This window comes from Staphylococcus sp. HMSC34G04 (assembly GCF_001838765.1).
In the GTDB taxonomy this organism is placed as follows: Bacteria; Bacillota; Bacilli; order Staphylococcales; family Staphylococcaceae; genus Staphylococcus; species Staphylococcus epidermidis.
Window position 1 is genome coordinate 1 of record NZ_KV838688.1, and the last position, 25,621, is coordinate 25,621.

The 25,621-nt window shown below is 33.5% G+C and carries 25 protein-coding genes, 1 tRNA gene and 1 pseudogene; 23 read left to right on the forward strand and 4 right to left on the reverse strand.

The window, feature by feature from the left end:
• A partial coding sequence (locus HMPREF3241_RS00390; RefSeq protein WP_070853376.1) for a YSIRK-type signal peptide-containing protein occupies nucleotides 1-1,202 on the reverse strand: 1,202 nt, incomplete at its 3' end.
• A gap of 338 nt (nucleotides 1,203-1,540) precedes the next feature.
• Between HMPREF3241_RS00390 and HMPREF3241_RS00395 the strand changes: the two genes are divergently transcribed.
• From HMPREF3241_RS00395 to pheT, 3 genes are all read left to right on the forward strand, one after another.
• Entirely contained in the window at nucleotides 1,541-2,281 is a 741-nt protein-coding gene (locus HMPREF3241_RS00395; RefSeq protein ID WP_002446203.1) for a TrmH family RNA methyltransferase, read from the forward strand.
• Between the two features lie 367 nt (nucleotides 2,282-2,648).
• The gene (gene pheS / locus HMPREF3241_RS00400; RefSeq protein ID WP_002446204.1) at nucleotides 2,649-3,707 is read left to right on the forward strand and encodes a phenylalanine--tRNA ligase subunit alpha; all 1,059 of its coding nucleotides are present in this window, start codon (nucleotides 2,649-2,651) and stop codon (nucleotides 3,705-3,707) included.
• Nucleotides 3,707-6,109 carry a phenylalanine--tRNA ligase subunit beta gene (gene pheT, locus HMPREF3241_RS00405; protein ID WP_002446205.1) on the forward strand — a complete coding sequence of 801 codons (2,403 nt, stop codon included), beginning with the start codon at nucleotides 3,707-3,709 and terminating at the stop codon, nucleotides 6,107-6,109. The genes pheS and pheT overlap by 1 nt, the downstream gene beginning before the upstream one ends.
• Nucleotides 6,110-6,160: 51 nt before the next feature.
• Here pheT and rnhC read toward each other — a convergent pair whose 3' ends face one another.
• The gene (gene rnhC / locus HMPREF3241_RS00410) at nucleotides 6,161-7,087 is read right to left on the reverse strand and encodes a ribonuclease HIII (RefSeq protein WP_002446206.1); all 927 of its coding nucleotides are present in this window, start codon (nucleotides 7,085-7,087) and stop codon (nucleotides 6,161-6,163) included.
• A gap of 258 nt (nucleotides 7,088-7,345) precedes the next feature.
• Between rnhC and zapA the strand changes: the two genes are divergently transcribed.
• The 13 genes and pseudogenes from zapA (at nucleotide 7,346) to HMPREF3241_RS00470 (ending at nucleotide 20,543) form a co-directional block, all read left to right on the forward strand.
• Nucleotides 7,346-7,612, forward strand: coding sequence for a cell division protein ZapA (gene zapA / locus HMPREF3241_RS00415; RefSeq protein WP_001830081.1), 267 nt, complete (start codon nucleotides 7,346-7,348; stop codon nucleotides 7,610-7,612).
• Entirely contained in the window at nucleotides 7,613-8,134 is a 522-nt protein-coding gene (locus tag HMPREF3241_RS00420; protein WP_070853377.1) for a CvpA family protein, read from the forward strand.
• A 74-nt stretch (nucleotides 8,135-8,208) separates the two neighbouring features.
• Entirely contained in the window at nucleotides 8,209-9,918 is a 1,710-nt protein-coding gene (polX, locus tag HMPREF3241_RS00425; protein ID WP_002486265.1) for a DNA polymerase/3'-5' exonuclease PolX, read from the forward strand.
• A gap of 9 nt (nucleotides 9,919-9,927) precedes the next feature.
• Nucleotides 9,928-12,276: an endonuclease MutS2 gene (locus HMPREF3241_RS00430; RefSeq protein WP_002446210.1), complete on the forward strand. Its 2,349-nt coding sequence runs from the start codon at nucleotides 9,928-9,930 to the stop codon at nucleotides 12,274-12,276.
• Between the two features lie 258 nt (nucleotides 12,277-12,534).
• On the forward strand, nucleotides 12,535-12,849 hold the full coding sequence (trxA, locus tag HMPREF3241_RS00435) for a thioredoxin (RefSeq protein ID WP_001830148.1): 315 nt from the start codon (nucleotides 12,535-12,537) through the stop codon (nucleotides 12,847-12,849).
• Between the two features lie 79 nt (nucleotides 12,850-12,928).
• On the forward strand, nucleotides 12,929-14,731 hold the full coding sequence (gene uvrC / locus HMPREF3241_RS00440; RefSeq protein WP_002446211.1) for an excinuclease ABC subunit UvrC: 1,803 nt from the start codon (nucleotides 12,929-12,931) through the stop codon (nucleotides 14,729-14,731).
• 31 nt (nucleotides 14,732-14,762) lie between these two features.
• A pseudogene (locus HMPREF3241_RS13075) lies at nucleotides 14,763-14,956 on the forward strand (hypothetical protein).
• A gap of 140 nt (nucleotides 14,957-15,096) precedes the next feature.
• Entirely contained in the window at nucleotides 15,097-15,711 is a 615-nt protein-coding gene (locus tag HMPREF3241_RS00445; protein WP_002457415.1) for a succinate dehydrogenase cytochrome b558 subunit, read from the forward strand.
• 153 nt (nucleotides 15,712-15,864) lie between these two features.
• Entirely contained in the window at nucleotides 15,865-17,631 is a 1,767-nt protein-coding gene (sdhA, locus tag HMPREF3241_RS00450) for a succinate dehydrogenase flavoprotein subunit (protein WP_002446213.1), read from the forward strand.
• A complete protein-coding gene (sdhB, locus tag HMPREF3241_RS00455) occupies nucleotides 17,631-18,473 on the forward strand; it encodes a succinate dehydrogenase iron-sulfur subunit (protein WP_002446214.1) in 843 nt (280 codons plus the stop codon). Before sdhA ends, sdhB begins: the two co-directional genes overlap by 1 nt.
• Before the next feature lie 162 nt (nucleotides 18,474-18,635).
• Complete coding sequence (gene racE, locus HMPREF3241_RS00460) at nucleotides 18,636-19,439, forward strand: glutamate racemase (RefSeq protein WP_002446215.1); 804 nt, start codon at nucleotides 18,636-18,638, stop codon at nucleotides 19,437-19,439.
• A gap of 14 nt (nucleotides 19,440-19,453) precedes the next feature.
• Nucleotides 19,454-20,041 (forward strand): XTP/dITP diphosphatase, encoded by a 588-nt coding sequence (locus tag HMPREF3241_RS00465; RefSeq protein WP_002446216.1) that lies wholly within the window; start codon nucleotides 19,454-19,456, stop codon nucleotides 20,039-20,041.
• Nucleotides 20,034-20,543 carry a YfcE family phosphodiesterase gene (locus HMPREF3241_RS00470; RefSeq protein ID WP_002475918.1) on the forward strand — a complete coding sequence of 170 codons (510 nt, stop codon included), beginning with the start codon at nucleotides 20,034-20,036 and terminating at the stop codon, nucleotides 20,541-20,543. The genes HMPREF3241_RS00465 and HMPREF3241_RS00470 overlap by 8 nt, the downstream gene beginning before the upstream one ends.
• A gap of 238 nt (nucleotides 20,544-20,781) precedes the next feature.
• Here HMPREF3241_RS00470 and HMPREF3241_RS00475 read toward each other — a convergent pair.
• A tRNA-Arg gene (locus HMPREF3241_RS00475) sits at nucleotides 20,782-20,855 on the reverse strand.
• Between the two features lie 351 nt (nucleotides 20,856-21,206).
• On the opposite strand from HMPREF3241_RS00475, the gene HMPREF3241_RS00480 reads away from it, so the two are divergent.
• The 5 genes from HMPREF3241_RS00480 (at nucleotide 21,207) to HMPREF3241_RS00500 (ending at nucleotide 22,697) form a co-directional block, all read left to right on the forward strand.
• Nucleotides 21,207-21,338 (forward strand): beta-class phenol-soluble modulin, encoded by a 132-nt coding sequence (locus HMPREF3241_RS00480; RefSeq protein WP_001830076.1) that lies wholly within the window; start codon nucleotides 21,207-21,209, stop codon nucleotides 21,336-21,338.
• 55 nt (nucleotides 21,339-21,393) lie between these two features.
• The gene (locus tag HMPREF3241_RS00485; protein ID WP_002446218.1) at nucleotides 21,394-21,528 is read left to right on the forward strand and encodes a beta-class phenol-soluble modulin; all 135 of its coding nucleotides are present in this window, start codon (nucleotides 21,394-21,396) and stop codon (nucleotides 21,526-21,528) included.
• 51 nt (nucleotides 21,529-21,579) lie between these two features.
• A complete protein-coding gene (locus HMPREF3241_RS00490; protein WP_001830095.1) occupies nucleotides 21,580-21,714 on the forward strand; it encodes a beta-class phenol-soluble modulin in 135 nt (44 codons plus the stop codon).
• Nucleotides 21,715-21,769: 55 nt separating this feature from the next.
• Nucleotides 21,770-21,904 (forward strand): beta-class phenol-soluble modulin, encoded by a 135-nt coding sequence (locus HMPREF3241_RS00495; protein WP_001830095.1) that lies wholly within the window; start codon nucleotides 21,770-21,772, stop codon nucleotides 21,902-21,904.
• A 106-nt stretch (nucleotides 21,905-22,010) separates the two neighbouring features.
• On the forward strand, nucleotides 22,011-22,697 hold the full coding sequence (locus tag HMPREF3241_RS00500; protein WP_002446219.1) for a YjjG family noncanonical pyrimidine nucleotidase: 687 nt from the start codon (nucleotides 22,011-22,013) through the stop codon (nucleotides 22,695-22,697).
• Between the two features lie 106 nt (nucleotides 22,698-22,803).
• On the opposite strand, the gene HMPREF3241_RS00505 is transcribed toward HMPREF3241_RS00500, so the two are convergent.
• Nucleotides 22,804-23,244 carry an N-acetyltransferase gene (locus HMPREF3241_RS00505; RefSeq protein ID WP_002446220.1) on the reverse strand — a complete coding sequence of 147 codons (441 nt, stop codon included), beginning with the start codon at nucleotides 23,242-23,244 and terminating at the stop codon, nucleotides 22,804-22,806.
• 182 nt (nucleotides 23,245-23,426) lie between these two features.
• Between HMPREF3241_RS00505 and bshC the strand changes: the two genes are divergently transcribed.
• Both bshC and mraZ read left to right on the forward strand, forming a co-directional pair.
• Complete coding sequence (gene bshC, locus HMPREF3241_RS00510) at nucleotides 23,427-25,040, forward strand: bacillithiol biosynthesis cysteine-adding enzyme BshC (protein WP_002486271.1); 1,614 nt, start codon at nucleotides 23,427-23,429, stop codon at nucleotides 25,038-25,040.
• Nucleotides 25,041-25,183: 143 nt separating this feature from the next.
• On the forward strand, nucleotides 25,184-25,615 hold the full coding sequence (gene mraZ, locus HMPREF3241_RS00515) for a division/cell wall cluster transcriptional repressor MraZ (RefSeq protein ID WP_001830185.1): 432 nt from the start codon (nucleotides 25,184-25,186) through the stop codon (nucleotides 25,613-25,615).
• Nucleotides 25,616-25,621 lie beyond the last annotated feature (6 nt).

Below are 25,621 nucleotides of genomic sequence, written 5' to 3' on the forward strand. Positions count from 1 at the left end.
CCAGTAGTTGGGTTATTATTTTGATCTGGATTAGGTTTCACTTGAGTGCCTTGATTAGTATTCCCAGGTGCAGTTGTACCAGGTTCAGTCACAGCTGGATTGTTTTCTTCAGGTTTCGGGGACACTTCTCCAGGTTTAGTAGCTCCGTTAATCTCGTCATTACCTTGTCCTGGTGTTACTGTTGCATTAGGTTGACCAGTTTGTTCTTCATTAGCATTTGGAGTACCAGTCACAGCTGGGTTATTATTAGGCTTTACTTGCGTACCATTATTAGGTGTGTTCTCAGTATTACCTGTTTGACCACTTGGTTTTTGATTTCCAGTTTCACCAGTTGTTGCTGTAGTACCTTGGTTACTTGTAGGTTTAATTTGTGTACCTTGATCGTCTGCTGTGTTTGGCTTACCGGTAGGCGTAGAATCTCCAGACGGTTTTACTTGTCCAGCTTGTGTTGCTGTAGTACCTCCTGATTGTGGTGAAGGTTGAGCGTGATTTTCATCAGCAGTATTAGGCACTGGCGCAGTTTCTGTATCGGCACCTTCAGGTTTCGTTGCAGCAGGTTTACCACCAGCTTGTTCACCAGTAGTTACAGCAGGTTGGCCTTCTGTATTATGAGTACCAGCATCAGCTTGAGGTGTATCATGACCTTGACTAGAAGCATCATTACTAGGTTGAGCTACTGAAGTACCTTGAGGTCCATTGGGTTGCGCGGCATCTTGACCAGTCGTTGACGTAGCTGGTTTACCACCATTTTGTTCCCCACTAGTACCAGCTGCAGTTACTGCATTATCTTGATTATGATTTTCACCACCAGCTTGTGGTGTATTCTCAGCACCAGGAGTACCAGCACCAGCTTGAGGTGCATTATTTTCTTGATCAGCCGGAAGTGTAACTGCAGCATTTTGGTCACCAGCATGATTTTCATTTGGTGCATCTTGACCTGTAGCACCAGGTTGACTTGCTGTATTGTGCGTATCCGCGCCTGCTTGTGGTCCTTCTTGTCCTTGATCTGCTCTAGCAGGCTGTCCACCTGTGTCAACTGTACCAGTAGTTACTCTTTCGAATTCTTCAGCATGAGCTTGTGTTTGTCCGAAAAATAAGAATGATCCTACGATAATCGAAGCAGTGCCCACTGTGAATTTTCTAATTGCGTAATGATTTTTTCTAGTAGGGAAATCTTTTGAAAATTTACTAGATTTTTTCATAATGTAATCTCTCCTTTGAATGTAGTTGTCTCAGTTGCGTTTGAGATTTTTGAAACTAGATTGAAATAAATCTATCTAAGTTTGTATTAGATGTCAATATATTAACATATTTTTCTAACTTCAAACAACTATATAAAATAATTATTGAATATTTTTTCTGTTTTCAAAACAATCATCATACGTGTTAAAATTAAAATCGCTTAAATGAAAGAACTACAAAATTGATTGATTTTCAAGGGACATATCAATTTTAAAGAATACATTATTATTGACTTTGAAAATGATACATATTCACTTACAATAGAATTATAAACTTTTGAAGATGGAGACATATTTTAATGGAACAAATTACTTCTGCTCAAAATAGTAAAATAAAAAATGCGAATAAATTAAAAAAGAAACGTGAAAGAGATAAAACAGGTCTTGCTTTAATAGAGGGGATTCATCTCATAGAAGAAGCTTATCAAAGTCAAATTGAAGTAATACAATTGTTTATCGTTGATCCCGATAGAATGTCATCTTCAATAGTTGATTATGCGAAAGAAGTGTATCAAATTAATCTAAAAGTTGCTGAAGCACTTTCTGGAACTGTTACACCGCAAGGTTTCTTTGCCATTATAAAAAAACCAACTTATGATAAGACACAAGCCAAACAAGTGTTATTAATTGACCGTATTCAAGATCCTGGTAATCTAGGAACTTTAATTAGGACAGCTGATGCTGCTGGATTAGATTTGATAGTTATGGAGAAGGGGACGGCTGACCCTTTTCAAGATAAGGTGATACGTGCTAGTCAAGGAAGTATTTTTCATATACCAGTCATTTTTGATGACATCTATAATTATATTCATCAATTTAATGGTCCAGTGTATGGTACGGCACTTGAAAACGCAGTGAGCTTCAATGATGTTGAAGCACAAGCCAATTTTGCGCTTGTATTAGGTAATGAAGGAGAGGGTGTCAACCCAGATTTATTAAAAGAAACAACGCAAAATCTTACTATTCCTATTTATGGCAAAGCTGAGAGTTTAAATGTAGCTATTGCTGGAAGTATCTTAATGTATCAGCTGAAAGGTTGACCTTTGATGTTATCATCGACTATAATAATGAATGAAATTTCAAAATTACTATCGCTTTAACATATTAATAATAACCTATAAAAAGACATAAATTATTTAGAAAGTTGAAAAGGGAGAATGATCGAGACTGAAAGTCATTCCAACTTGTAATAATTTTTTCATCTTTTTGGTAACTTAAAGAAATTTAAGTCGGAATAGTCATTCCGTTATCAATAGATTTACAAGTGTATGCGCATGCATAAATTTGGGTGGTACCACGGAAAGCTTTCGTCCCTTTTGAACAGGGGATGAAAGCTTTTTTGTTATTAACAAGTGGCGGTATTGATTTGTAAATAATTGAAGGGACTATATAAGGAGGAATTCAGTCATGACTCAAAATGATCTAATGTCTGAGTTGAAGCAACAAGCTTTAGTTGATATTAATGAAGCAAATGATGCGCAAGCGTTACAAGAAGTAAAGGTGAAATATTTAGGTAAAAAAGGTTCTGTTAGCGCCTTAATGAAAAATATGAAAGATTTACCTAATGAAGAAAAACCAGCGTACGGTCAAAAGGTAAATGAATTAAGACAAACTATTCAGAGTGAATTAGATGAAAGACAAAAGCTAATCAAAGAAGAGAAATTAAATCAACAGCTTTCTGAAGAAACAATTGATGTCACATTGCCAAGTCGTCATATTGAAATAGGATCAAAGCATCCTTTAACACGTACAGTTGAAGAGATTGAAGACTTGTTCTTAGGGTTAGGTTATGAAATTGTTGATGGTTATGAAGTTGAACAAGATTACTATAATTTTGAAGCTTTAAATTTACCTAAATCGCATCCAGCACGTGATATGCAAGATAGCTTTTATATCACAGAAGAAATTTTAATGCGTACACATACTTCACCAGTACAAGCACGTACTATGGAAAAACGTAAAGGACAAGGACCAGTCAAAATTATTTGTCCTGGTAAAGTTTATCGACGTGACTCAGATGATGCAACGCATAGCCACCAATTTACACAAATTGAAGGTTTAGTAGTTGATAAAAATATTAAAATGAGCGATTTAAAAGGGACTTTAGAGTTAGTTGCCAAAAAATTATTCGGTGCAGATCGTGAGATTCGTTTACGCCCAAGTTATTTCCCGTTTACTGAACCATCAGTTGAAGTAGATGTATCATGTTTCAAATGTAAAGGACAGGGTTGTAATGTTTGTAAACACACAGGTTGGATTGAAATTTTAGGAGCAGGCATGGTTCACCCAAATGTATTAGAAATGGCCGGATTCGATTCTAAGGAATATTCTGGCTTCGCATTTGGTATGGGACCAGATCGAATTGCAATGTTAAAGTATGGTATTGAAGATATTCGTCACTTTTATACCAATGATGTCCGTTTCTTAGATCAATTTAAAGCTGTAGAAGATAGAGGTGAACAATAATGTTAATTTCAAACGAATGGCTAAAAGATTATGTGAATGTTGACCAGTCAGTTCAAGCGTTAGCAGAGAGAATTACAAGAACTGGAATTGAAGTCGATGATATTATTGACTATACAAAAGATATAAAAAAATTAGTAGTTGGACATGTCTTGTCGAAGACGCCACATCCCAATGCTGATAAATTAAATATTTGTCAAGTAGACTTAGGTGAAGAAGAACCAGTTCAAATTGTTTGTGGTGCACCAAATGTAGATGAAGGGCAACATGTGATTGTTGCTAAAGTTGGTGGTCGTTTACCTGGTGGAGTTAAAATTAAACGTGCCAAATTACGTGGCGAACGCTCTGAAGGTATGATTTGCTCATTACAAGAAATAGGTATTTCAAGTCATGTAACTCCTAAAAATTATGAATCAGGTATATATGTATTTCCAGAAGCAGTAAAACCTGGAACAGATGCGCTAGAAGCACTATATCTTAATGACCAAGTGATGGAATTTGATTTAACACCTAATCGTGCTGATGCATTAAGTATGATAGGTACTGCGTATGAAGTCGCAGCTTTATATCAAACTAAAATGAATAAACCTCAGTTAACAAGCAATGAAAGTCAAGAGTCTGCTAAAGATGAACTAACAATAGAAGTTAAAAACGAAGATAAAGTACCTTACTATAGTGCACGTGTTGTTCATGACGTGACTATTGGTCCTTCTCCAGTATGGATGCAGTTCCGATTAATTAAAGCGGGAATACGTCCAATTAATAATGTGGTAGATATTTCCAATTATGTACTTTTAGAATATGGCCAACCTCTACACATGTTTGATCAAGAGCAAATTGGTTCGCAATCTATTGAAGTTAGACAGGCTAAAAAAGATGAGACAATGAGAACTTTAGATGGTGAAGAACGTCGATTGTTAGATACTGACATTGTCATTACAAATGGGAAAGACCCTATAGCATTAGGAGGTGTTATGGGAGGAGATTTCTCTGAAGTCACTGAACAAACACGACATGTTGTAGTAGAAGGGGCTATCTTTGATCCTGTATCTATTCGACATACATCACGCCGTTTAAATTTAAGAAGCGAATCATCGAGTCGATTTGAAAAGGGGATTGCAACTGAATTCGTCGATGAAGCTGTAGACAGAGCTTGTTATTTACTTGAAACATATGCTTCAGCAACAGTTTTAAAAGATCGAATTTCATATGGAGATTTAGGATCATTTGTGACTCCAATAAAAATCACTGCTGACAAAGTTAACCGTACAATTGGTTTTAATTTAACTGATGAAGAAATCATTGATATTTTTGAGCAATTAGGATTTAAAACTGAAAATAAAAATGGTGACATTATCGTGAATGTTCCATCAAGACGTAAAGATATTTCTATTAAAGAAGATTTAATAGAAGAAGTAGCGCGTATATATGGATACGATGACATACCATCAACGCTACCTGTATTTAAAGATGTTACAAGTGGAGAACTAACAGATCGACAGTTTAAAACGCGTACTGTTAAAGAAACACTTGAGGGCGCTGGGCTAGACCAAGCTATTACTTATTCATTGGTATCAAAAAATCATGCTACAGATTTTGCATTACAAAATCGTTCTACAATTGAATTACTTATGCCTATGAGTGAAGCACATTCCACATTACGTCAAAGTTTATTGCCGCATTTAATTGATGCAGTATCATACAATGTTGCTCGTAAAAATACAAATGTTAAGTTATATGAAATCGGACGTGTCTTCTTTGGTAACGGTGAAGGTGAGTTACCAGATGAAGTAGAATACTTGAGCGGTATATTAACTGGAGACTTTGTTAATAACAAATGGCAAGGCAAGAAAGAGCCCGTTGATTTCTATTTAACTAAGGGTATTGTTGAACGTGTTGCTGAAAAGCTTAATCTTCAATTCGATTTTAGAGCTGGTCAAATAGATGGGTTACATCCAGGAAGAACAGCAATTGTGTCACTTAATGGTAAAGATATTGGCTTCATAGGTGAGCTACACCCTACGTTGGCTGCTAACAATGATTTAAAGCGCACGTATGTATTTGAACTTAATTATGATGCAATGATGGAAGTTTCTGTAGGATATATTAATTATGAGCCTATACCTAGATTTCCAGGTGTAACACGTGATATTGCATTAGAAGTTAATCATGAAGTTACTTCTTCTGAATTGTTATCCATTATTCATGAGAATGGTGAAGATATTTTAAATGATACACTCGTATTTGATGTATACGAGGGTGAACATTTAGAAAAAGGGAAAAAATCTATTGCAATTAGACTTAGTTATCTAGATACAGAAAACACACTTACCGATGAACGTGTAAATGCTGTGCATGATAAAATTTTAGAAGCACTTAAAAAGCATGGTGCTATTATTAGATAATTATCATAAAGGACTTACGCATTAGTAATAAATACTAGTGCGTAAGTCCTTTTATTTATTGTATTTTTGATTTATTAGATGAATTGCTTTATCTCTGTTTTTAAAATGTTTTTTTGAAATAGTATCAAGTTGTTGAATATCATATTTTTGAATGACTTTAGCGGCAATTAAATCTACTTTATTACTTGCGCCTTTTGGGATTTCCATATGTAGTTTTTTAGAGATGTGGTCCATGTGTTTAACAAATGCATAGCGAGAAATAATGCTTGCTGTCGCGATTGCTAGTGATTTAGACTCACCTTTTGTTTCAAATTTTGTTTTGTCAGGAAAAGGTAATGCTGATAATGCGTAATGTTGATAAACTTCTCGTTTTGCAAATTGATCAATAACAATATAATCCAGTTGATCTTGCTCAATTTTTTGAATCACATTTTTGATAGCCTCATTATGTAAGACAGCTTTCATTTTAACTTGAGACCATCCTAGACTTTGTCGTTCGTTATACTTAACATTATCTAATGTTAATAAAGAATGCGGGATAAAGGTAATGAGCTGTTCTGCAAGATCGACGATTTTAGTATCGTTTAGTTTTTTTGAATCATCTACACCAAGTTCTTTTAAGATTTTGATATGTGATTGGCTCACATAAGCTGCACACACAGTCAATGGACCAAAATAGTCGCCACTGCCTGCTTCATCGCTACCAATACAATGAAAATGATTATATTGAATACTAGTTGTATTTGATGATGTATGTTTGCCAGTTGTTGATTGCTTATCTGGTAGCAATTGACTCGCTACTTGCTCAGCATTCTTACCTTGAAACATTACTTTGCCAGAACTATAGATATTGATAACAGTATTTTGATATCTCGTACGAGCTTTCATACCTTGAGGCAACTTCGTCGTCTCAAAAGTAGTTTGAGCCATCAATGATTGAATTTCTTTTGACGTGAGTTTGTATACTACATTTCCCATTAATTGAATCCTCTCTTTTTTGTACTCTTTTATATTTTATCAAATTTTAATATTGAAGATAGTCTTAAATGATATTGTTGAATATGTCATCTGTATTATCTTTTAATAACAGACGTTTACATTGGTATTTACACTCATGTATAATATTTGATGATAAGTAAAATTATGTAAAATACTACAATTTACAATTTAATAAATTGGAATTTGAATAATTGTTTAAGTTAAAATCATTTTAATCCAAGGTCAGGAGAAATTAGTATGGGTGAATTTAAAAATAGAATAAATGTTACGATTAATGATCAACATTTCACAATCATTGGCGAAGATAGCCCTGAACATATTCGTTATGTAGCACATCTTGTTGATGAAAAAATGCAAGAATTAGGTCAAAAATCAGCAGGTTTAGATACAACTCGAAAAGCGATTTTAACATCTGTGAATATTATGCATGAGAAAGTTATTTTAGAAGAAGAGAACAGACGATTACAGCAAGAAATAAATCAATTAAAACAAAGAGATGAATAAATGCTCATTGATATATTTGTTCTTATTATTATTTGTTACTTTATAGTGATAGGGTTTCGTAGAGGTATTTGGTTATCGATATTGCATTTTGCTTCTTCAATTGTATCTTTATTTATTGCGTCACAATATTATCAATCTATTGCGCAACGTTTAGTTGTTTTTGTGCCATTTCCTAAAACAGTGGCGTTTGATATGGTCTATACTATACCTTATGATCATTTGCAATACAGATTTGAAAAAGTGATAGCATTTATTATAATATTTGGTATGTGTAAGCTTATTTTGTATCTAGTTGTTGTTACATTTGATAATATAATAACGTATAAAAAGATACATTTAGTAAGTCGGATATCGAGTGTCGTTTTGAGTATCATAGCGGTTTTTATATATTTACAAATTGGACTTTATTTATTATCGCTATATCCGCATTCATTTATACAGTACCAATTATCTCAATCGCTATTAAGTCGAGTTGTGATTGAACAAATTCTTTATTTATCACAATTTATTTTAAATTTATAAAGTAATGACATGAGGTCAGGACAAGTTCGAACGTTAATGTTATGTCCTGGTCTTCTTTTTATGGAGTGATATTGATGACAAAAAAAGATGTAATTCAATTATTAGAAAAAATAGCTATATATATGGAGCTAAAAGGAGAAAATACATTTAAAGTTTCAGCCTATAGAAAAGCTGCACAAAGTTTAGAGGTTGATGAGCGTACATTAGAAGAGATTGATGATGTAAAAGAACTTAAAGGCATTGGAAAAGGCGTAGGAGAAGTTATTAATGAATTTAAAACAAAAGGTCAATCATCGACTCTTCAAGCACTTCAAGATGAAGTACCTGAAGGGTTAGTGCCACTGTTGAAAATACAGGGATTAGGCAGTAAAAAAATAGCAAAACTATATCAAGAACTTCAAATTACTGATAAAGAAACACTTCAAAAAGCCTGTGAAGAAGGTAAAGTCAGTGCTTTAAACGGTTTTGCAAAAAAGACAGAGCAAAACATTTTAGAAGCAGTGAAGGCGATAGGTGCTAAAAAGGATCGTTATCCTATAGAGCTAATGAGAGGTCTCAACCAAGAAATTGTAAAATTTATTGAACAGCTAGAAGGAGTTAAACAATATTCAACTGCTGGTAGTTTTAGAAGATATAAGGAAATGAGTAAAGATTTAGATTTCATAATTAGTACATCAGAGCCTAAAAAAGTTCAACAACAATTACTCCGTATTCCGAATAAAGTCAAAGATGTTGCTGTTGGGGATACTAAAATTTCTCTGGAATTAGCTTATGATGATGAGACGATTGGTGTTGATTTTAGATTGATAGAACCTGCTGCTTTTTACCATACTTTACAACACTTCACCGGTTCGAAGGATCATAATATTAGAATAAGACAATTAGCAAAAGCACGTGACGAAAAGGTTAGTGAGTATGGTATCGAACAACAAGATGGTAAGCTATTACAATTACAAAGTGAAGAAGCGATCTATCATCATTTTGGTGTAGATTGGATTGCGCCTGCCATGCGTGAAGACGGTAGTGAGTTTGATAAAGATCTGAGTCAAATCATTCAATTAGGTGACATCAATGGAGATTTGCATATGCACACAACATATAGTGATGGTGCCTTTTCGATTAAAGAAATGATTGAGGCAAATATTGCAAAAGGTTATGAATTTATGGTCATTACAGATCACTCACAAAGTTTAAAAGTAGCTCATGGATTACAAGTCGACCGTCTGCTAAGACAAAATGAAGAAATAAAGCAATTAAATGAAGAGTATAAGGAAATAGATATATATTCAGGAACAGAAATGGACATTCTACCTGATGGAACATTAGATTACGATGACGAAGTATTGGCACAGCTTGATTATGTTATCGCAGCTATTCATCAAAGCTTTAATCAATCTGAAGACGAAATCATGAAACGTTTGGAAACAGCATGTAGAAATCCATATGTGCGTCACATTGCTCATCCAACCGGCCGTATTATTGGACGTAGAAAAGGTTATAAAGCTAATATTGAAAAGTTAATGAATTTAGCCGAAGAAACAAATACAATTTTAGAGATTAACGCAAATCCACATCGTTTAGATTTAAATGCAGAAATCGTTCGTAAATATCCAAAGGTTAAGTTAACAATTAATACGGATGCTCATCATACAAATCATCTTGATTTCATGAAATATGGTGTTGCTACTGCACAAAAAGGATTTGTCAATAAAGAGAGGGTCATTAATACAATGACGAAGGAAGCCTTTCGCTCATTTGTTGAAACGAATAAATATAAGAAATAGAGGGATTGCATGAGACAAAAAACATTAGATGTCTTGGAATTTGAAAAGATTAAATCATTTGTGGCAGATGAAACTATAAGTGATCTAGGTCGTGAAAAAGTACAAGAGATGGCTCCCGCTAGTAATTTTGATACAGTAGAATTTCAAATGAATGAAACAGACGAAATTTCACAAATCTATAACAAGCATCGATTACCAAGTTTAAGTGGTCTAGCAAAAGTGTCTCCACTTGTTCATAGGGCCAGCATAGGAGGCGTTTTAAATGTGGCAGAATTAAACAGAATTAAACGCCTAGTTCAAGTGCAAAATCAATTTAAAACATTTTACAATCAAATGCTAGAAGAAGATGAAGAGGTTAAGTATCCTATACTGCATGATAAAATGAATCATCTACCGATACTTACAGATTTATTTAAAGAAATTAATGAAACATGTGATGCACACGATTTATTTGACCATGCAAGTTATACTTTACAAAGTATTAGAAGTAAAATTTCAAGAACAAACCAACGAATTCGTCAAAATTTAGATAGAATAGTGAAAAATCAAGGGAATCAAAAAAAACTATCTGATGCAATTGTAACAGTAAGAAATGATCGCAATGTTATTCCGGTGAAAGCTGAATATAGACAAGATTTCAATGGTATTGTTCATGATCAATCGGCATCAGGACAAACACTATATATTGAACCGAATTCTGTTGTAGAGATGAATAATCAAATCAGTCGTTTGCGTAATGATGAAGCAGTTGAACGTGAACGTATATTGACTGAATTGACGGGATTTGTTTCGGCGGAAGCTGACGCATTACTCATTGCTGAATCGGTTATGGGTCAAATTGATTTTTTAATTGCTAAAGCTCGTTATGCGCGCACTATAAAAGGGACAAAACCTACATTTAAAGAGGATCGAACTATATATTTACCTAATGCATTTCACCCTTTATTAGACAAAGATACTGTTGTAGCAAATACAATTGAATTTATTGACGATGTAGAAACAGTCATAATTACTGGACCAAACACGGGTGGTAAGACGGTTACTTTAAAAACACTAGGATTGATAATTGTCATGGCACAATCAGGATTGTTAATTCCTACACTGGATGGAAGTCAATTAAGTATCTTTGAAAATGTATATTGTGATATTGGAGATGAACAATCTATAGAACAATCATTATCAACATTTTCATCTCACATGAAAAATATAGTAGAAATATTACAAGATGCAGATCAAAATAGTCTCATTTTATTTGATGAACTAGGCGCAGGTACAGATCCAAGTGAAGGTGCGGCACTCGCAATGAGTATCTTAGATTATGTACGCCGTTTAGGGTCTTTAGTTATGGCAACAACACATTACCCTGAATTAAAAGCTTATAGTTATAATCGTGAAGGTGTCATGAATGCAAGCGTTGAATTTGACGTTGAAACACTGAGCCCGACTTATAAATTATTAATGGGTGTTCCAGGGAGATCTAATGCCTTTGATATATCGAAAAAACTTGGTCTAAGTCTCAACATCATTAATAAAGCTAAGACAATGATAGGGACAGACGAGCAAGAGATCAATGCCATGATTGAATCATTAGAACAAAATTCAAAACGTGTTGATCAACAACGTATAGAATTAGATCGACTTGTGAGGGAAGCACAGCAAACCCACGATGCTTTGTCTAAACAATACCAACAGTATCAAAATTATGAGACATCATTGATGGATGAAGCTAAAGAAAAAGCTAATCAGCGTGTGAAATCTGCGACTAAAGAAGCGGACGAAATTCTTAAAGAACTTAGAAATCTAAGAGATCATAAGGGCGCTGAGGTAAAAGAACATGAATTAATTGATAAAAAGAAACAACTTGATGATCAATATGAGGTAAAATCAATTAAGCAACATGTTCAAAAGAAAAAGTATGATACGATTCATACTGGAGATGAAGTGAAAGTTCTATCTTACGGTCAAAAAGGTGAAGTGCTTGAACTTGTAGGTGACGAAGAAGCAGTTGTACAAATGGGAATCATTAAAATGAAATTACCTATTGAAGATTTAGAAAAAACGAAAAAGAAAAAAGAAAAACCTACAAAAATGGTAACAAGACAAAATAGACAAACTATTAAAACAGAACTAGATTTAAGAGGATATCGTTACGAAGAAGCTTTAAATGAATTAGATCAATATCTTGATCAGGCGGTTTTAAGCAATTACGAACAAGTTTATATTATTCATGGTAAAGGTACGGGGGCACTTCAAAAAGGTGTTCAACAACATTTGAAAAAACATAAAAGCGTTAGACAATTTAGGGGAGGTATGCCTAGTGAAGGTGGATTTGGTGTCACTGTGGCAGAACTCAAGTAACCTTTAGATATGAGTAATGTGACTATATCTGAATAATTAAATGAACGATTTTATAGAACTCAGTATTAAAAATATTTAATAACAGTGCTTAACTTAAAGTATAAAGTTTAACGAAAGGACAAGGGCGCACATTACCATAATAACTAATGTGTTAAGTCGCTCTAAACTCGCTATGTTTGTTAAGAGCATCTATAATGCAAAGGTGATTAATCTCTGTTATAATTTGTTCATCATTGAAAATTAAGGAGGATTGGCATTATGGCAATCGTAAAAGTAACTGATTCTGATTTTGATAGCAAAATTGAATCTGGTGTTAAATTAGTTGATTTCTGGGCGACTTGGTGTGGACCTTGTAAAATGATTGCACCAGTTTTAGAAGAACTAGCAGGAGACTATGATGGTAAAGCTGACATCTTAAAATTAGATGTTGATGAAAACCCATCAACTGCAGCGAAATATGAAGTAATGAGTATCCCAACTTTAATTGTATTTAAAGATGGCGAACCAGTTGATAAAGTTGTAGGTTTCCAACCTAAAGAAAACTTAGCAGAAGTATTAGATAAACATCTATAAGATTAACATAAATAAAGACTGGGGCATTACATTGAGTAATTGCTCCAGCTTTATTTTGTTTTCATTAATTAATTTGATAATGGAAAGGAGGAGCCCTTTGGAGGAATATCAAAAGAAAATAAAAGAAAAATTAAACGTAGTCCCTTTAGAGCCGGGTTGTTACTTAATGAAAGATAGAAATGATCAGGTTATATATGTGGGGAAGGCAAAACGTTTAAGAAATCGTCTACGTTCTTATTTTACGGGCGCACATGATGCTAAAACAACCCGTTTAGTTGGAGAAATACGTAACTTTGAATTTATCGTGACATCAAGTGAGACAGAATCGCTACTGCTAGAGCTTAATCTTATAAAACAGTATCAACCCCGATATAATATTTTATTAAAAGATGATAAAAGTTATCCTTTTATTAAAATTACCAAAGAAAAGCACCCACGATTACTTGTTACTCGTACTGTAAAAAAGAATTCAGGTAAATACTTTGGTCCATATCCTAATGCGTATTCTGCACAAGAAACAAAGAAATTACTTGATCGTATCTATCCATTTAGAAAATGCGATAATATGCCAGATAAGCTGTGTCTTTATTACCATATTGGACAATGCATGGGACCGTGTGTCTATGATGTTGATTTAGAGAAGTATGCTCAAATGACAAAAGAAATTACGGACTTTCTAAATGGGGAAGATAAAACAATTTTGAATCATTTAGAAGAACGCATGAATAAAGCGAGTGAACAGTTAGATTTTGAACAAGCAAAAGAATATAGGGATATGATTCAACACATTCACAATTTAACTAAAAAACAAAAGATTATGTCTTCGGATAATACAATTAGAGATGTTTTTGGTTATAGTGTTTCTAAAGGCTGGATGTGTGTTCAAGTCTTCTTCGTTAGACAAGGTAATATGATTAAACGTGATGCTACAATGATACCAATACAACAAACAGAGGAAGAAGAATTTTATACTTTTATAGGTCAATTTTATAGTTTAAATCAGCATCTAATACCTAAAGAAGTTCATGTACCTAAAAATCTTGATAAGGATATCATTCAGTCGGTGGTAGATACTAAGATTGTTCAACCAGTACGAGGAGCTAAAAAAGACATGATTAATTTAGCGAATCACAATGCTGAAGTGCAACTCGATAATAAATTTGAATTAATTGCTAGAGATGAGTCAAGAACCATCAAAGCAATTGAAGAACTAGGAGAGCGTATGGGTATCCAAACACCAATAAGAATTGAAGCTTTTGATAATTCAAATATTCAAGGTGTTGATCCAGTTTCAGCAATGGTTACATTTGTAGATGGCAAACCTCATAAAAAAGATTATCGAAAATATAAGATTAAAACAGTGGAAGGACCTGATGATTATAAATCTATGAGAGAGGTCGTTCGTAGACGCTATACTCGTGTACTTAACGAAGGGCTACCTCTACCAGATTTAATAATAGTTGATGGTGGGAAAGGTCATATGAATGGTGTGATGGATGTACTCGAAAATGAGCTTGGGCTAGATATACCAGTTGCTGGTTTACAAAAAAATGATAAACACCAAACATCTGAACTACTTTATGGAGCAAGTGCTGAAATAGTACCTTTAAAAAAGAATAGTCAAGCATTTTATCTATTACACCGCATACAAGATGAGGTTCATCGATTTGCAATTACATTCCACCGACAAACACGTCAAAAAACAGGTCTGAAATCTGTTCTTGATGACATTGATGGTATTGGAACTAAGAGAAAAACTTCATTATTACGTACGTTTGGATCGATTAAGAAAATGAAAGAAGCGTCTTTTGATGAATTAAGACAAGCAGGATTGCCTGAAAAGGTTGCTAAAAACCTTCAAAACGCGTTACAAAACAAATAATTATTAAAAAGTGGGCATGAGAATCATTCTCATGCCCAAAAATTGTGAAATTAATGTTACAATGTACGTATCAAAAGCTAATTTTTTTAAAGTTGTATGGAAGCGTTTTCTAAATGAGAAAAGTTATCACTTCATGTTAATTGTCACAACTAATAGATTTCCAAATCTTTAAACTTACTGCTCAATGACTGGCTTTTTACTTTTTTAAGTCCTACTTGTGTATAGGTCGATATTAATTATAAAGACAAGTACTAAATAAAAAAGTAAATCAACGCTGGTCTTTTATGTAAAACTTTAGGGCATTTTGCATACAAGTTTCTAAGAATTAGCAATTTAAATTATAAGTTTCGCAGGGGGGACTCTTTTTGGCTCAATCAAAGAATGAATTTTACCTTAGAAGATTACATTCGTTATTAGGGGTTATTCCGATAGGTGCATTTTTAATTGTACACTTAATGGTAAACCATCAAGCAACGCAAGGTGCTGAAGCTTTTAATAGAGCGTCAGGATTTATGGAATCTTTACCATTCCTTATTGTGATGGAATTTATACTTATTTATATACCATTGTTATACCATGGTTTGTTCGGTTTACACATCGCTTTCACTGCTAAGGAGAACATCGGACATTACTCATTATTTAGAAACTGGATGTTTTTCTTCCAACGTGTAAGTGGTATTTTAGCATTTATTTTTATTGCAATGCACTTATGGCAAACACGTTTGCAGAAAGCTTTTTATGGTAAATCTGTGGACTATAATCTAATGCATGAAACATTACAACATCCGTTATGGGCAATCTTTTACATTATTTGTGTCATTGCTGTTGTTTTCCATTTTGCTAATGGTTTATGGTCATTTTGTGTAACATGGGGCTTTTTACAATCTAAAAAATCACAACGTGTTTTTACTTGGATTTCACTCATAGTATTTTTAGTGATTTCTTATATTGGTGTTGCAGCTGTTATTGCGTTTATATAAGTATACGAATTTTCATTTTGAAATAAGTGAGTATAGATAAATTTACTACTAAGAAATTATGAAACGTTAAAGATTAACTGTTTAGTAGTTAGTTTATATCTGAAAATTAAAAGTAGGGCTTGAGATTTAAATATTCAGGGGAGTGACATTTCTATGGCAGAGAAAAAAATTATTGTTGTCGGTGGAGGACTAGCCGGTCTGATGTCAACAATTAAAGCGGCAGAACAAGGTGCACATGTAGATTTATTTTCCATTGTACCGGTAAAGCGTTCGCACTCTGTTTGTGCACAAGGTGGCATAAATGGTGCTGTTAATACTAAAGGTGAGGGAGATTCACCGTGGATTCACTTTGATGATACTGTTTATGGTGGAGACTTCCTGGCCAATCAACCACCAGTCAAAGCAATGGCTGATGCTGCACCTAAAATCATCCATCTGTTAGATCGCATGGGGGTTATGTTTAACAGAACGAAAGAAGGTTTATTAGACTTTAGACGTTTTGGCGGTACACTACATCATAGAACAGCATTTGCTGGCGCAACGACAGGTCAACAGTTACTCTATGCATTAGATGAGCAAGTTCGTTCATTTGAGGTGGATGGTTTAGTAACTAAATACGAAGGATGGGAATTTCTAGGTATTGTTAAAGACGAAGAAGATGCTGCAAGAGGTATTGTCGCTCAAAATATGACAACATCAGAAATTCAATCATTCGGTTCAGACGCTGTTATCATGGCAACAGGTGGTCCTGGTATTATCTTTGGTAAAACGACGAACTCAATGATTAATACAGGTTCAGCGGCGTCCATCGTTTATCAGCAAGGTGCGATTTATGCAAATGGTGAATTCATTCAAATACATCCGACTGCGATTCCAGGTGATGACAAATTACGTCTTATGAGTGAATCAGCTCGTGGTGAAGGTGGCCGTATTTGGACGTATAAAGATGGTAAACCTTGGTACTTCTTAGAAGAAAAATATCCAGACTATGGTAACTTGGTTCCACGTGATATAGCGACACGTGAAATTTTCGATGTTTGTATTAACCAAAAGTTAGGCATCAATGGAGAAAACATGGTATACCTTGATTTATCTCATAAAGATCCACACGAATTAGATGTTAAATTAGGTGGTATTATTGAAATTTATGAAAAATTCACAGGTGATGATCCACGTAAAGTTCCAATGAAGATTTTCCCAGCAGTACATTATTCAATGGGTGGTTTATACGTAGATTATGATCAAATGACTAATATCAAAGGGTTATTTGCAGCTGGAGAATGCGATTTCTCACAACATGGTGGTAACCGTTTAGGTGCTAATTCTTTACTTTCAGCTATTTATGGAGGTACAGTAGCAGGTCCTAACGCTATCAAATATGTTGAAAATGTTGAAAAATCGTATACAGATTTAGATGACAGTATTTTCGAAGCTCGTGTTAAAGAAGAGAAAGAAAAATTTGATCATTTATTAAATATGCGTGGTACTGAAAATGCTTATAAACTTCACCGTGAATTAGGTGAAATTATGACAGCTAACGTAACTGTGGTTCGTGAAAATGAAAAGTTACTTGAAACAGATAAAAAAATTCAAGAACTTATGAAACGTTATGAAGATATTGATATGGAAGATACGCAAACATGGAGCAACCAAGCAGTATTCTTCACACGACAATTATGGAATATGTTGGTTCTTGCTCGTGTGATTACGATTGGTGCGTATAATCGTAACGAATCTAGAGGTGCACATTACAAACCTGAATTCCCAGAACGTAATGATGAAGAATGGTTAAAAACAACCATGGCTCGTTATAAAGGTAGAAGTGAAAAGCCAGAATTTACTTATGAGCCAGTAGATGTAAGTTTAATTCCACCTCGTAAGCGTGACTACACAAGTAAGTCTAAAGGAGGTAATAAATAATGGCTGATCAATCATTAAAAGAAACTCCAAAAACTCAAAGTAATCCACAAACTCAAGTACAAGGTCAAAATCAACAACCAAAACAAAAAACAGTAAAATTGATAATTAAACGTCAAGATAATAGCGAATCAAAACCTTATGAAGAATCATTTGAAATTCCTTATAAGGAAAATTTAAACGTAATCGCATGTTTGATGGAAATCAGACGAAATCCAGTCAACTCTAAAGGTGAAAAAACGACACCAGTCACATGGGATATGAATTGCCTCGAAGAAGTATGTGGCGCTTGTTCAATGGTAATCAACGGCCGTGCACGACAATCATGTTCAGCTATTGTTGATCAATTAGAACAACCTATTCGTCTTGAACCTATGAGTACTTTCCCTGTCATTCGAGATTTACAAGTTGATCGCTCAAGAATGTTCGATAACTTAAAACGAATGAAAGCATGGATTCCTATTGATGGAACATATGACTTAGGACCTGGACCACGTATGCCAGAGAAAAAACGTCAAACTGCATATGAGTTGTCTAAATGTATGACTTGTGGTGTATGTTTAGAAGTATGTCCAAATGTCACAAAAAACAATAAATTTGTTGGTGCACAAGCTATTTCTCAAGTACGTTTGTTCGATTTACATCCAACAGGTTCTATGACTAAAGATGAGCGTTTAGATGCATTGATGAGTGCAGGTGGACTGCAAGAATGTGGTAATTCTCAAAACTGTGTGAATGCATGTCCTAAAGGTATACCATTGACAACGTCAATTGCCGCAATGAATAGAGAAACCTCTTTCCATATGTTTAAATCATTCTTTGGTTCAGACCATCAAGTAGATTAATATAGCTTATAGTGACCAAGGCAACTTCGCCTTGGTCATTTTTTGCTGATTGTAGAATAAATATAGGAATTTCACTTTACAAGAACTATAAACGTAAATATCTACAGTTATATGATACTGTGATACAATGTAAGGTAATTGTAAAAATAAGGGTGAAGAAGTATGAATAAACCTATTGGAGTCATTGATTCAGGTGTTGGTGGTCTTACTGTTGCTAAAGAAATTATGAGACAGTTACCAAATGAAACTATTTATTATTTAGGTGATATAGCACGTTGTCCATATGGTCCAAGACCAGGAGAAGAAGTTAAAAAATTCACAACGGAACTAGCTCAAAAATTGATGGAATTTGATATAAAAATGCTGGTTATTGCTTGCAATACTGCTACGGCAGTTGCGTTAGATTATTTACAAAACATATTACCTATTCCTGTCATTGGTGTTATCGAACCTGGAGCAAGAACTGCGATAATGACTACAAAAAATCAAAATGTATTAGTTTTAGGAACCGAAGGAACAATTAAATCAGAAGCGTATCGCACACATATAAAAAAGATAAATCCAAATGTGAATGTCTATAGTGTTGCATGCCCGGGCTTTGTTCCTCTAGTTGAACAAATGCGCTATAAAGACCCTACAATCACTAATATTGTGATTCATCAAACGTTGAAGCAATGGAGAAACAGTGATGCGGACACGGTTATTTTAGGATGTACACACTATCCGTTGTTATATCAGCCTATTTATGAATATTTTAGTGGTACTAAAACAGTTATCTCATCTGGCTTAGAAACAGCAAGAGAAGTAAGTGCATTACTCACGTTTAGCAATGAGCATGCCAGTTACACAGAACATCCCCAACATCGATTTTTTGCGACTGGTGACACCACACATATTAAAAATATTATTGATGAATGGTTAAATATGAAAGTTGAAGTCAAAAGAATAACTGTAAATGATTCATAGAAGGAGAGAATGATATGGAAGATATTGTTATTGCAACTAATAATCAAGGTAAGATAAACGATTTTAAAGCTATTTTTAAAAATCAAAATGTTATTGGAATTTCTGAGTTGATTGAAGATTTTGATGTAGAAGAAACAGGTGCCACATTTGAAGAAAACGCTAAGTTAAAATCCGAAGCGGCAGCACATGCATTAAATAAGCGTGTCATTGCAGATGATAGTGGACTTGAAGTGTTCGCATTAAATGGGGAACCAGGCGTATATTCAGCGCGCTATGCAGGATTAGGTAAGAATGATGAAGATAATATTGAAAAGTTGTTAACGAACTTAGAAGATGTTCAAGACCGTCGTGCTCAATTTGTTTGTGTGATTAGTATGAGTGCGCCTAATGAAAAAACAAAAACATTTAAAGGAACAGTTTCCGGAGTGATAACAACTGAACGACATGGAAAAAATGGTTTTGGTTATGATCCAATATTTTTCGTTCCAGAATTAAATAAAACGATGGCAGAAATTACAAATGATGAAAAGGGTAAAATCAGTCATCGTGGAAATGCTATTCTACTGTTAAAAGAATATTTAGAGGGTGAACAACATGTCTAAGTGGATTATTCTTAGTGATAATCACAAAGAAACAGGTATCTTATATCATATTTATGATCTACATAAAGATGCAGATAAATTTTTACATTTAGGGGATTCTGAATTTAGTTATAATGACACAGAACTTAGTTTGTATCAGCGTGTGAAAGGTAATTGTGATTTTTATCCAGAGTTTTTAGAAGAAGCAATCACTGAAGAAAACGGAGTCCGTGCCTTTTATACTCATGGTCATCTTTATCAAGTAAACCAAACACGAATGAAACTTGCTGAAAAGGCAAAAGAATTAGGATGTTTGTTTGCCTTCTATGGACATACACATGTGGCAAAATATGAGCAAATAGGTGGCATCCATGTAATTAATCCTGGTAGTATTTCTCAATCACGTAGTCAAATCGAAGAAACTTTTGCTGAGCTCGTATACAAGGATGATGAAAATACCATCATTTTGAATTTTAGAAATAGAGAAAATCAGGTCATCGAAACAGTTAAGATTGAATATTAGACAGTTAGGAATAATAAGTGCAAAACTTTTATATAAAGAATAAACCTGGGACATTAAAATGTTTCAGGTTTATTAATGATGTGGTCATCGATGGCTAAGTTAAACTTACGTGATGTATACGCCTTATTAAGTTTGCTCTTTGGTAATATATAGTGGGTTTTAATCTCTGTTGAATTATATTATTGTATTTTACATAATAAAAAAGGAGCCTCATTCAATGAGACTCCTTTTTTTATAGCGTCCTGGGAGGGATTCGAACCCCCGACCGATGGCTTAGAAGGCCATTGCTCTATCCAGCTGAGCTACCAGGACATTTTCAACACAAGAATTATTATATCTAAATATATGTCTTTTAGCAATAGGTACCTAATAAAAATTATTTATATTTTTCACTATAATAGAGGTTTTTATACATAAATGTTAATTTGATATAAAATCCTATATGTTTATATCAATAAAATAGAGTGCAATACAGTTGTGCATGCCTAACTGTTGTAAAACCTAAGGAAAATAACAGTTAGGAACTCTTAATTATTTAGTATGAAAAATGCAACAAATTGAGTCAAATTAACTTTATAGTAAAGGTAACAAAACGATAGAGATAACGAATCGCAATCGTATCCAATCGTTTTGGAGTTATTAACTCATTTAGGAGTGTTAATAATGAAATTATTTAACGCTTTTAAAGACATCTTAGAAGCAGCCATCACTAACGATGGCACTCAATTAGGGGCAAGTATTGTTAACATCATAGAAAGTAGCGTTGATATGGTGAATCGATTTTTGGGAAATTAGTTCATCATCAACGATCTCGCATAATAATAAAATTTATTTAAAGGAGTTTTGAATAATGGAACAATTATTTGACGCAATTAGAAGTGTAGTAGATGCAGGAATCAACCAAGATTGGTCTCAATTAGCTTCAGGCATCGCTGGTATTGTTGAAAATGGTATTAGTGTTATTTCTAAATTATTAGGTCAATAATTTAAAAATTAAAACTTTAAAATTTAAATAATTAATTAGGGAGAGATAAACATGTCAAAATTAGCAGAAGCTATTGCAAATACAGTAAAAGCAGCACAAGATCAAGATTGGACTAAATTAGGAACTAGTATCGTTGACATCGTAGAAAGCGGCGTTAGCGTATTAGGTAAAATCTTCGGATTTTAATTAATCATAGTCTTTTAAAATATAAATTTAAATAATTAATTAGGGAGAGATAAACATGTCAAAATTAGCAGAAGCTATTGCAAATACAGTAAAAGCAGCACAAGATCAAGATTGGACTAAATTAGGAACTAGTATCGTTGACATCGTAGAAAGTGGCGTTAGCGTATTAGGTAAAATCTTCGGTTTCTAATACACAATTAATTATTGGCCAGAGCGAATGCTCTGGTCTTTTTTTGTGCCATTTTATTTGTTACTATTTTATTAAAAAAGATTGTTAATAAATAGGAGATTTGAATATGAAATTCAAAAATATATTATTTGATTTCGACGATACATTAGTGGATTTTTATGATGCTGAGAAAAAAGCGTTTTATAATTTAGCACAGAAATATAATCATCAGCCAAGTCAACAGGATTTCGAACATTTTAGGAAAGTGAACCAAGCCCATTGGGAAGCATTTCAACAAAATAAATTGACTAAAGATGAAGTGCTGTCACAACGATTTATTAATTATTTTAATGACTATCATATTCATGTAAATGGAAAAGAAGCTGATGAGTGCTTTAGAGATGAATTGGCAAAGGCACCGGTTAAATTATTTGATCATACATTAGAAGTTATACAACAATTAAAATTAAATCATTCTCTATATATAGTAACCAATGGTGTAACAGAAACACAGCTACGACGAATTGCTCAGACACAATTTAATGAAATATTTCAAGACGTCTTTATATCTGAACAAACTGGATTTCAAAAACCGATGACAGAGTTCTTCGATTTTGTGTTTGAACATATCGGAGAGAATAACAGGAATCAAACTCTGATTGTGGGAGATTCTTTAACGTCTGACATTTTAGGTGGTAAAAATGCTAATATATCAACATGTTGGTTTAATATCAGACAAAAAGAAAACCATACGTCTATTCAACCGGATTATATCATTAATGACTTATCAGAAATGGTTCACATTGTTGAGTGAATAGGAGAGAAAAAGACAATTGAAGAAGTGTAAGTTGAGCCAACGCTTGTAAAATTTATCACTACAAGTGTTGGCTCAGTTTAATTGATATATTATTGTTACGACATTATGGATTCCATATTAGGATGTCGTGCCCCTCAGGATTTTTGGTTGCTACATCTTTAAAACCTTGTGTTAAAAAGAACGCTTTTGAGTTATTTCTAGCAATAGCTTTAATTGGTTTTTTATTTTCTTTAGCAAAGTTTAATAGTTGCTTAGCATATCCACGTCTTTGGTAAGTATCTAATACTTCTAATTTCCAAAGTAGAATATAGTCATTGCTATTAGGAAAATAAGTTTCTTCTACTTCTCCTTTATCAAGTAGTGCCATTCTCGCAACTAATTTATTACCAACAAAAATTCCATAAAAAGGAGAATCGGAACTTGCATCAATCATTTGTCCCTTTAGCTCCTCAATCATATATAGGTTCTTGTTACCAAATTCTCTGAAATCAGCGAAAAGCTCATCAGTTTTGTAGTTGATTTGTAAATGTTTAACTTCACCCATATCGTTTCCCCCTTTGTTTCTTTATTTTATTATACCCTCTTTAAAATGCTTTTTCATTTAATAATCATACTTAGTTGTTTTGTCAAAAATTTAGATAAATTAATGTATAAGCCGTTAAATTGTCAATAAGAAATATAATCTTTATACTATATGAGGAATAGTGATAATGAAGGAGTAAAAACATGAAGTGTAATACGTTAAAGTTAACTGAACAAGATCAGTTCATTAATAAAATAAAAAATAGTGAATCTCAAATTACATCTTTTTATGAATATGATGCATCGCAAAAAGAAAGCTTTGATAGAAGATTAAAAACACCTAATAACGGAAGGGAATTTCATTTATCACGAGTGATTAAATCTTACATGAATGAATTAAATTTAACACATCAGCAACTGAATAACATAGATGCTTTAGCTGATGGTGCAAAAGTAGTGATTGGTGGACAACAAGCTGGTCTTTTTGGGGGTCCACTGTATACGTTTCATAAGATTTTCTCAATTATAATTTTAAGTCGTCAACTTTCTGAGAAATACGATACGCCTATTGTACCTGTGTTTTGGATTGCTGGTGAGGACCATGATTTTGAAGAGGTAAATCATACGTATGCATTCAATAATAAAGAAACTACTTTGAAAAAAGTAAAGTATCATACGATGACACCACCAGATAGTAATGTTTCAAGATATACTCCTGATAAGAACGAATTAAAAGCATCATTAAATCACTTTTTTAAAGAAATAAAGGAAACTGTACATACTCAAGATGTTTATCAAATGTGCGTCAATATTATTAATCAATATGATTCATGGACTGATATTTTTAAGGGATTGATACATGAAGTGTTTAAGGACTATGGCATTCTACTCATTGATGCTCAATACCCTGAATTAAGACAGATGGAGAAACCGTTGTTTAAAGAGATATTAGAAAAGAGGGATCAAGTCGATCAATCTTTTCGTGAAACTCAGATACGAACAACTCAACAACAACTTCCATCAATGATACAAACAGAGACAAACACGCATTTGTTTATCCATGAAGACGGAATGAGACAGCTTTTAAATTTTGATGGCACTTATTTTAAACTGAATAAAACTGAGAAACGTTACACGAAACAAAATTTGTTAGATATCATAGAAAGAGAGCCTGAAAGAATTTCTAATAATGTTGTTACACGTCCAGTTGTAGAGGAATGGTTGTTTAACACAGTAGCATTTATCGGAGGTCCAAGCGAAATCAAATATTGGGCAGAATTAAAAGGTGTTTTTGATACGTTAAATGTAGAAATGCCTATTGTTATGCCGAGATTAAGAATCACGTATTTGTATGCTAGAACTAAAAAGTTATTAAAACAATATAATTTATCAATAGAGTCTGTCATTGCAAATGGAGTAGAACAGGAACGTCAACGTTTTGTTCGTGAAAAAGCGTCAAATAATTTTATAAATGAAGTAGAAGAAATGAAAACTCAGCAACAAGAACTTTATAATAATTTATTAACTTATGTGGAAAATAACCATGACAACCAACTTCTTTTAGAAAAAAATAATCAAATTCATCTCAATCAATACGATTATTTAATCAAACGATACCTACTGAATATTGAAAGAGAAAATGATATAAGTATGCGACAGTTTAGAGAAATCAGTGAAACACTCCATCCAATGGGTGGTCTACAAGAAAGAGTTTGGAATCCACTTCAAATTATGAATGATTTTGGGATAGATGTGTTCAGTCCCTCCACCTATCCACCACTTTCTTACTCGTTTGATCATTTGATTATAAAACATTGATATGACAGTGTTTTTACCCGTTTTATCTTAAAGATAAAACGGGTTTTTTTGTGTTTGAGCAAATTATTTGCACCTTTTTTGTATAATTAGTGGAGGATAGTGGGGAGATGTGGTAAATTATAAATAAGGTGAGGTGATAAAAAATGTTCATGGGAGAATTCGATCATCAATTGGATACAAAAGGACGTATGATTATACCGTCCAAGTTTCGTTATGATCTAAATGAACGTTTTATTATCACAAGAGGCCTTGATAAATGTTTATTTGGTTACACTCTAGAAGAATGGCAGCAAATTGAAGAGAAGATGAAAACCTTACCTATGACAAAAAAAGACGCGCGTAAATTTATGCGTATGTTCTTCTCAGGTGCTGTAGAAGTAGAATTAGATAAACAAGGGCGTATTAATATTCCGCAAAATTTAAGAAAATACGCCAATTTAAGTAAGGAATGTACAGTAATTGGTGTTTCAAATCGTATTGAGATTTGGGACAGAGAAACTTGGAATGATTTCTATGATGAATCTGAAGAAAGTTTCGAAGACATTGCTGAAGATTTAATAGATTTTGATTTTTAAATGGAG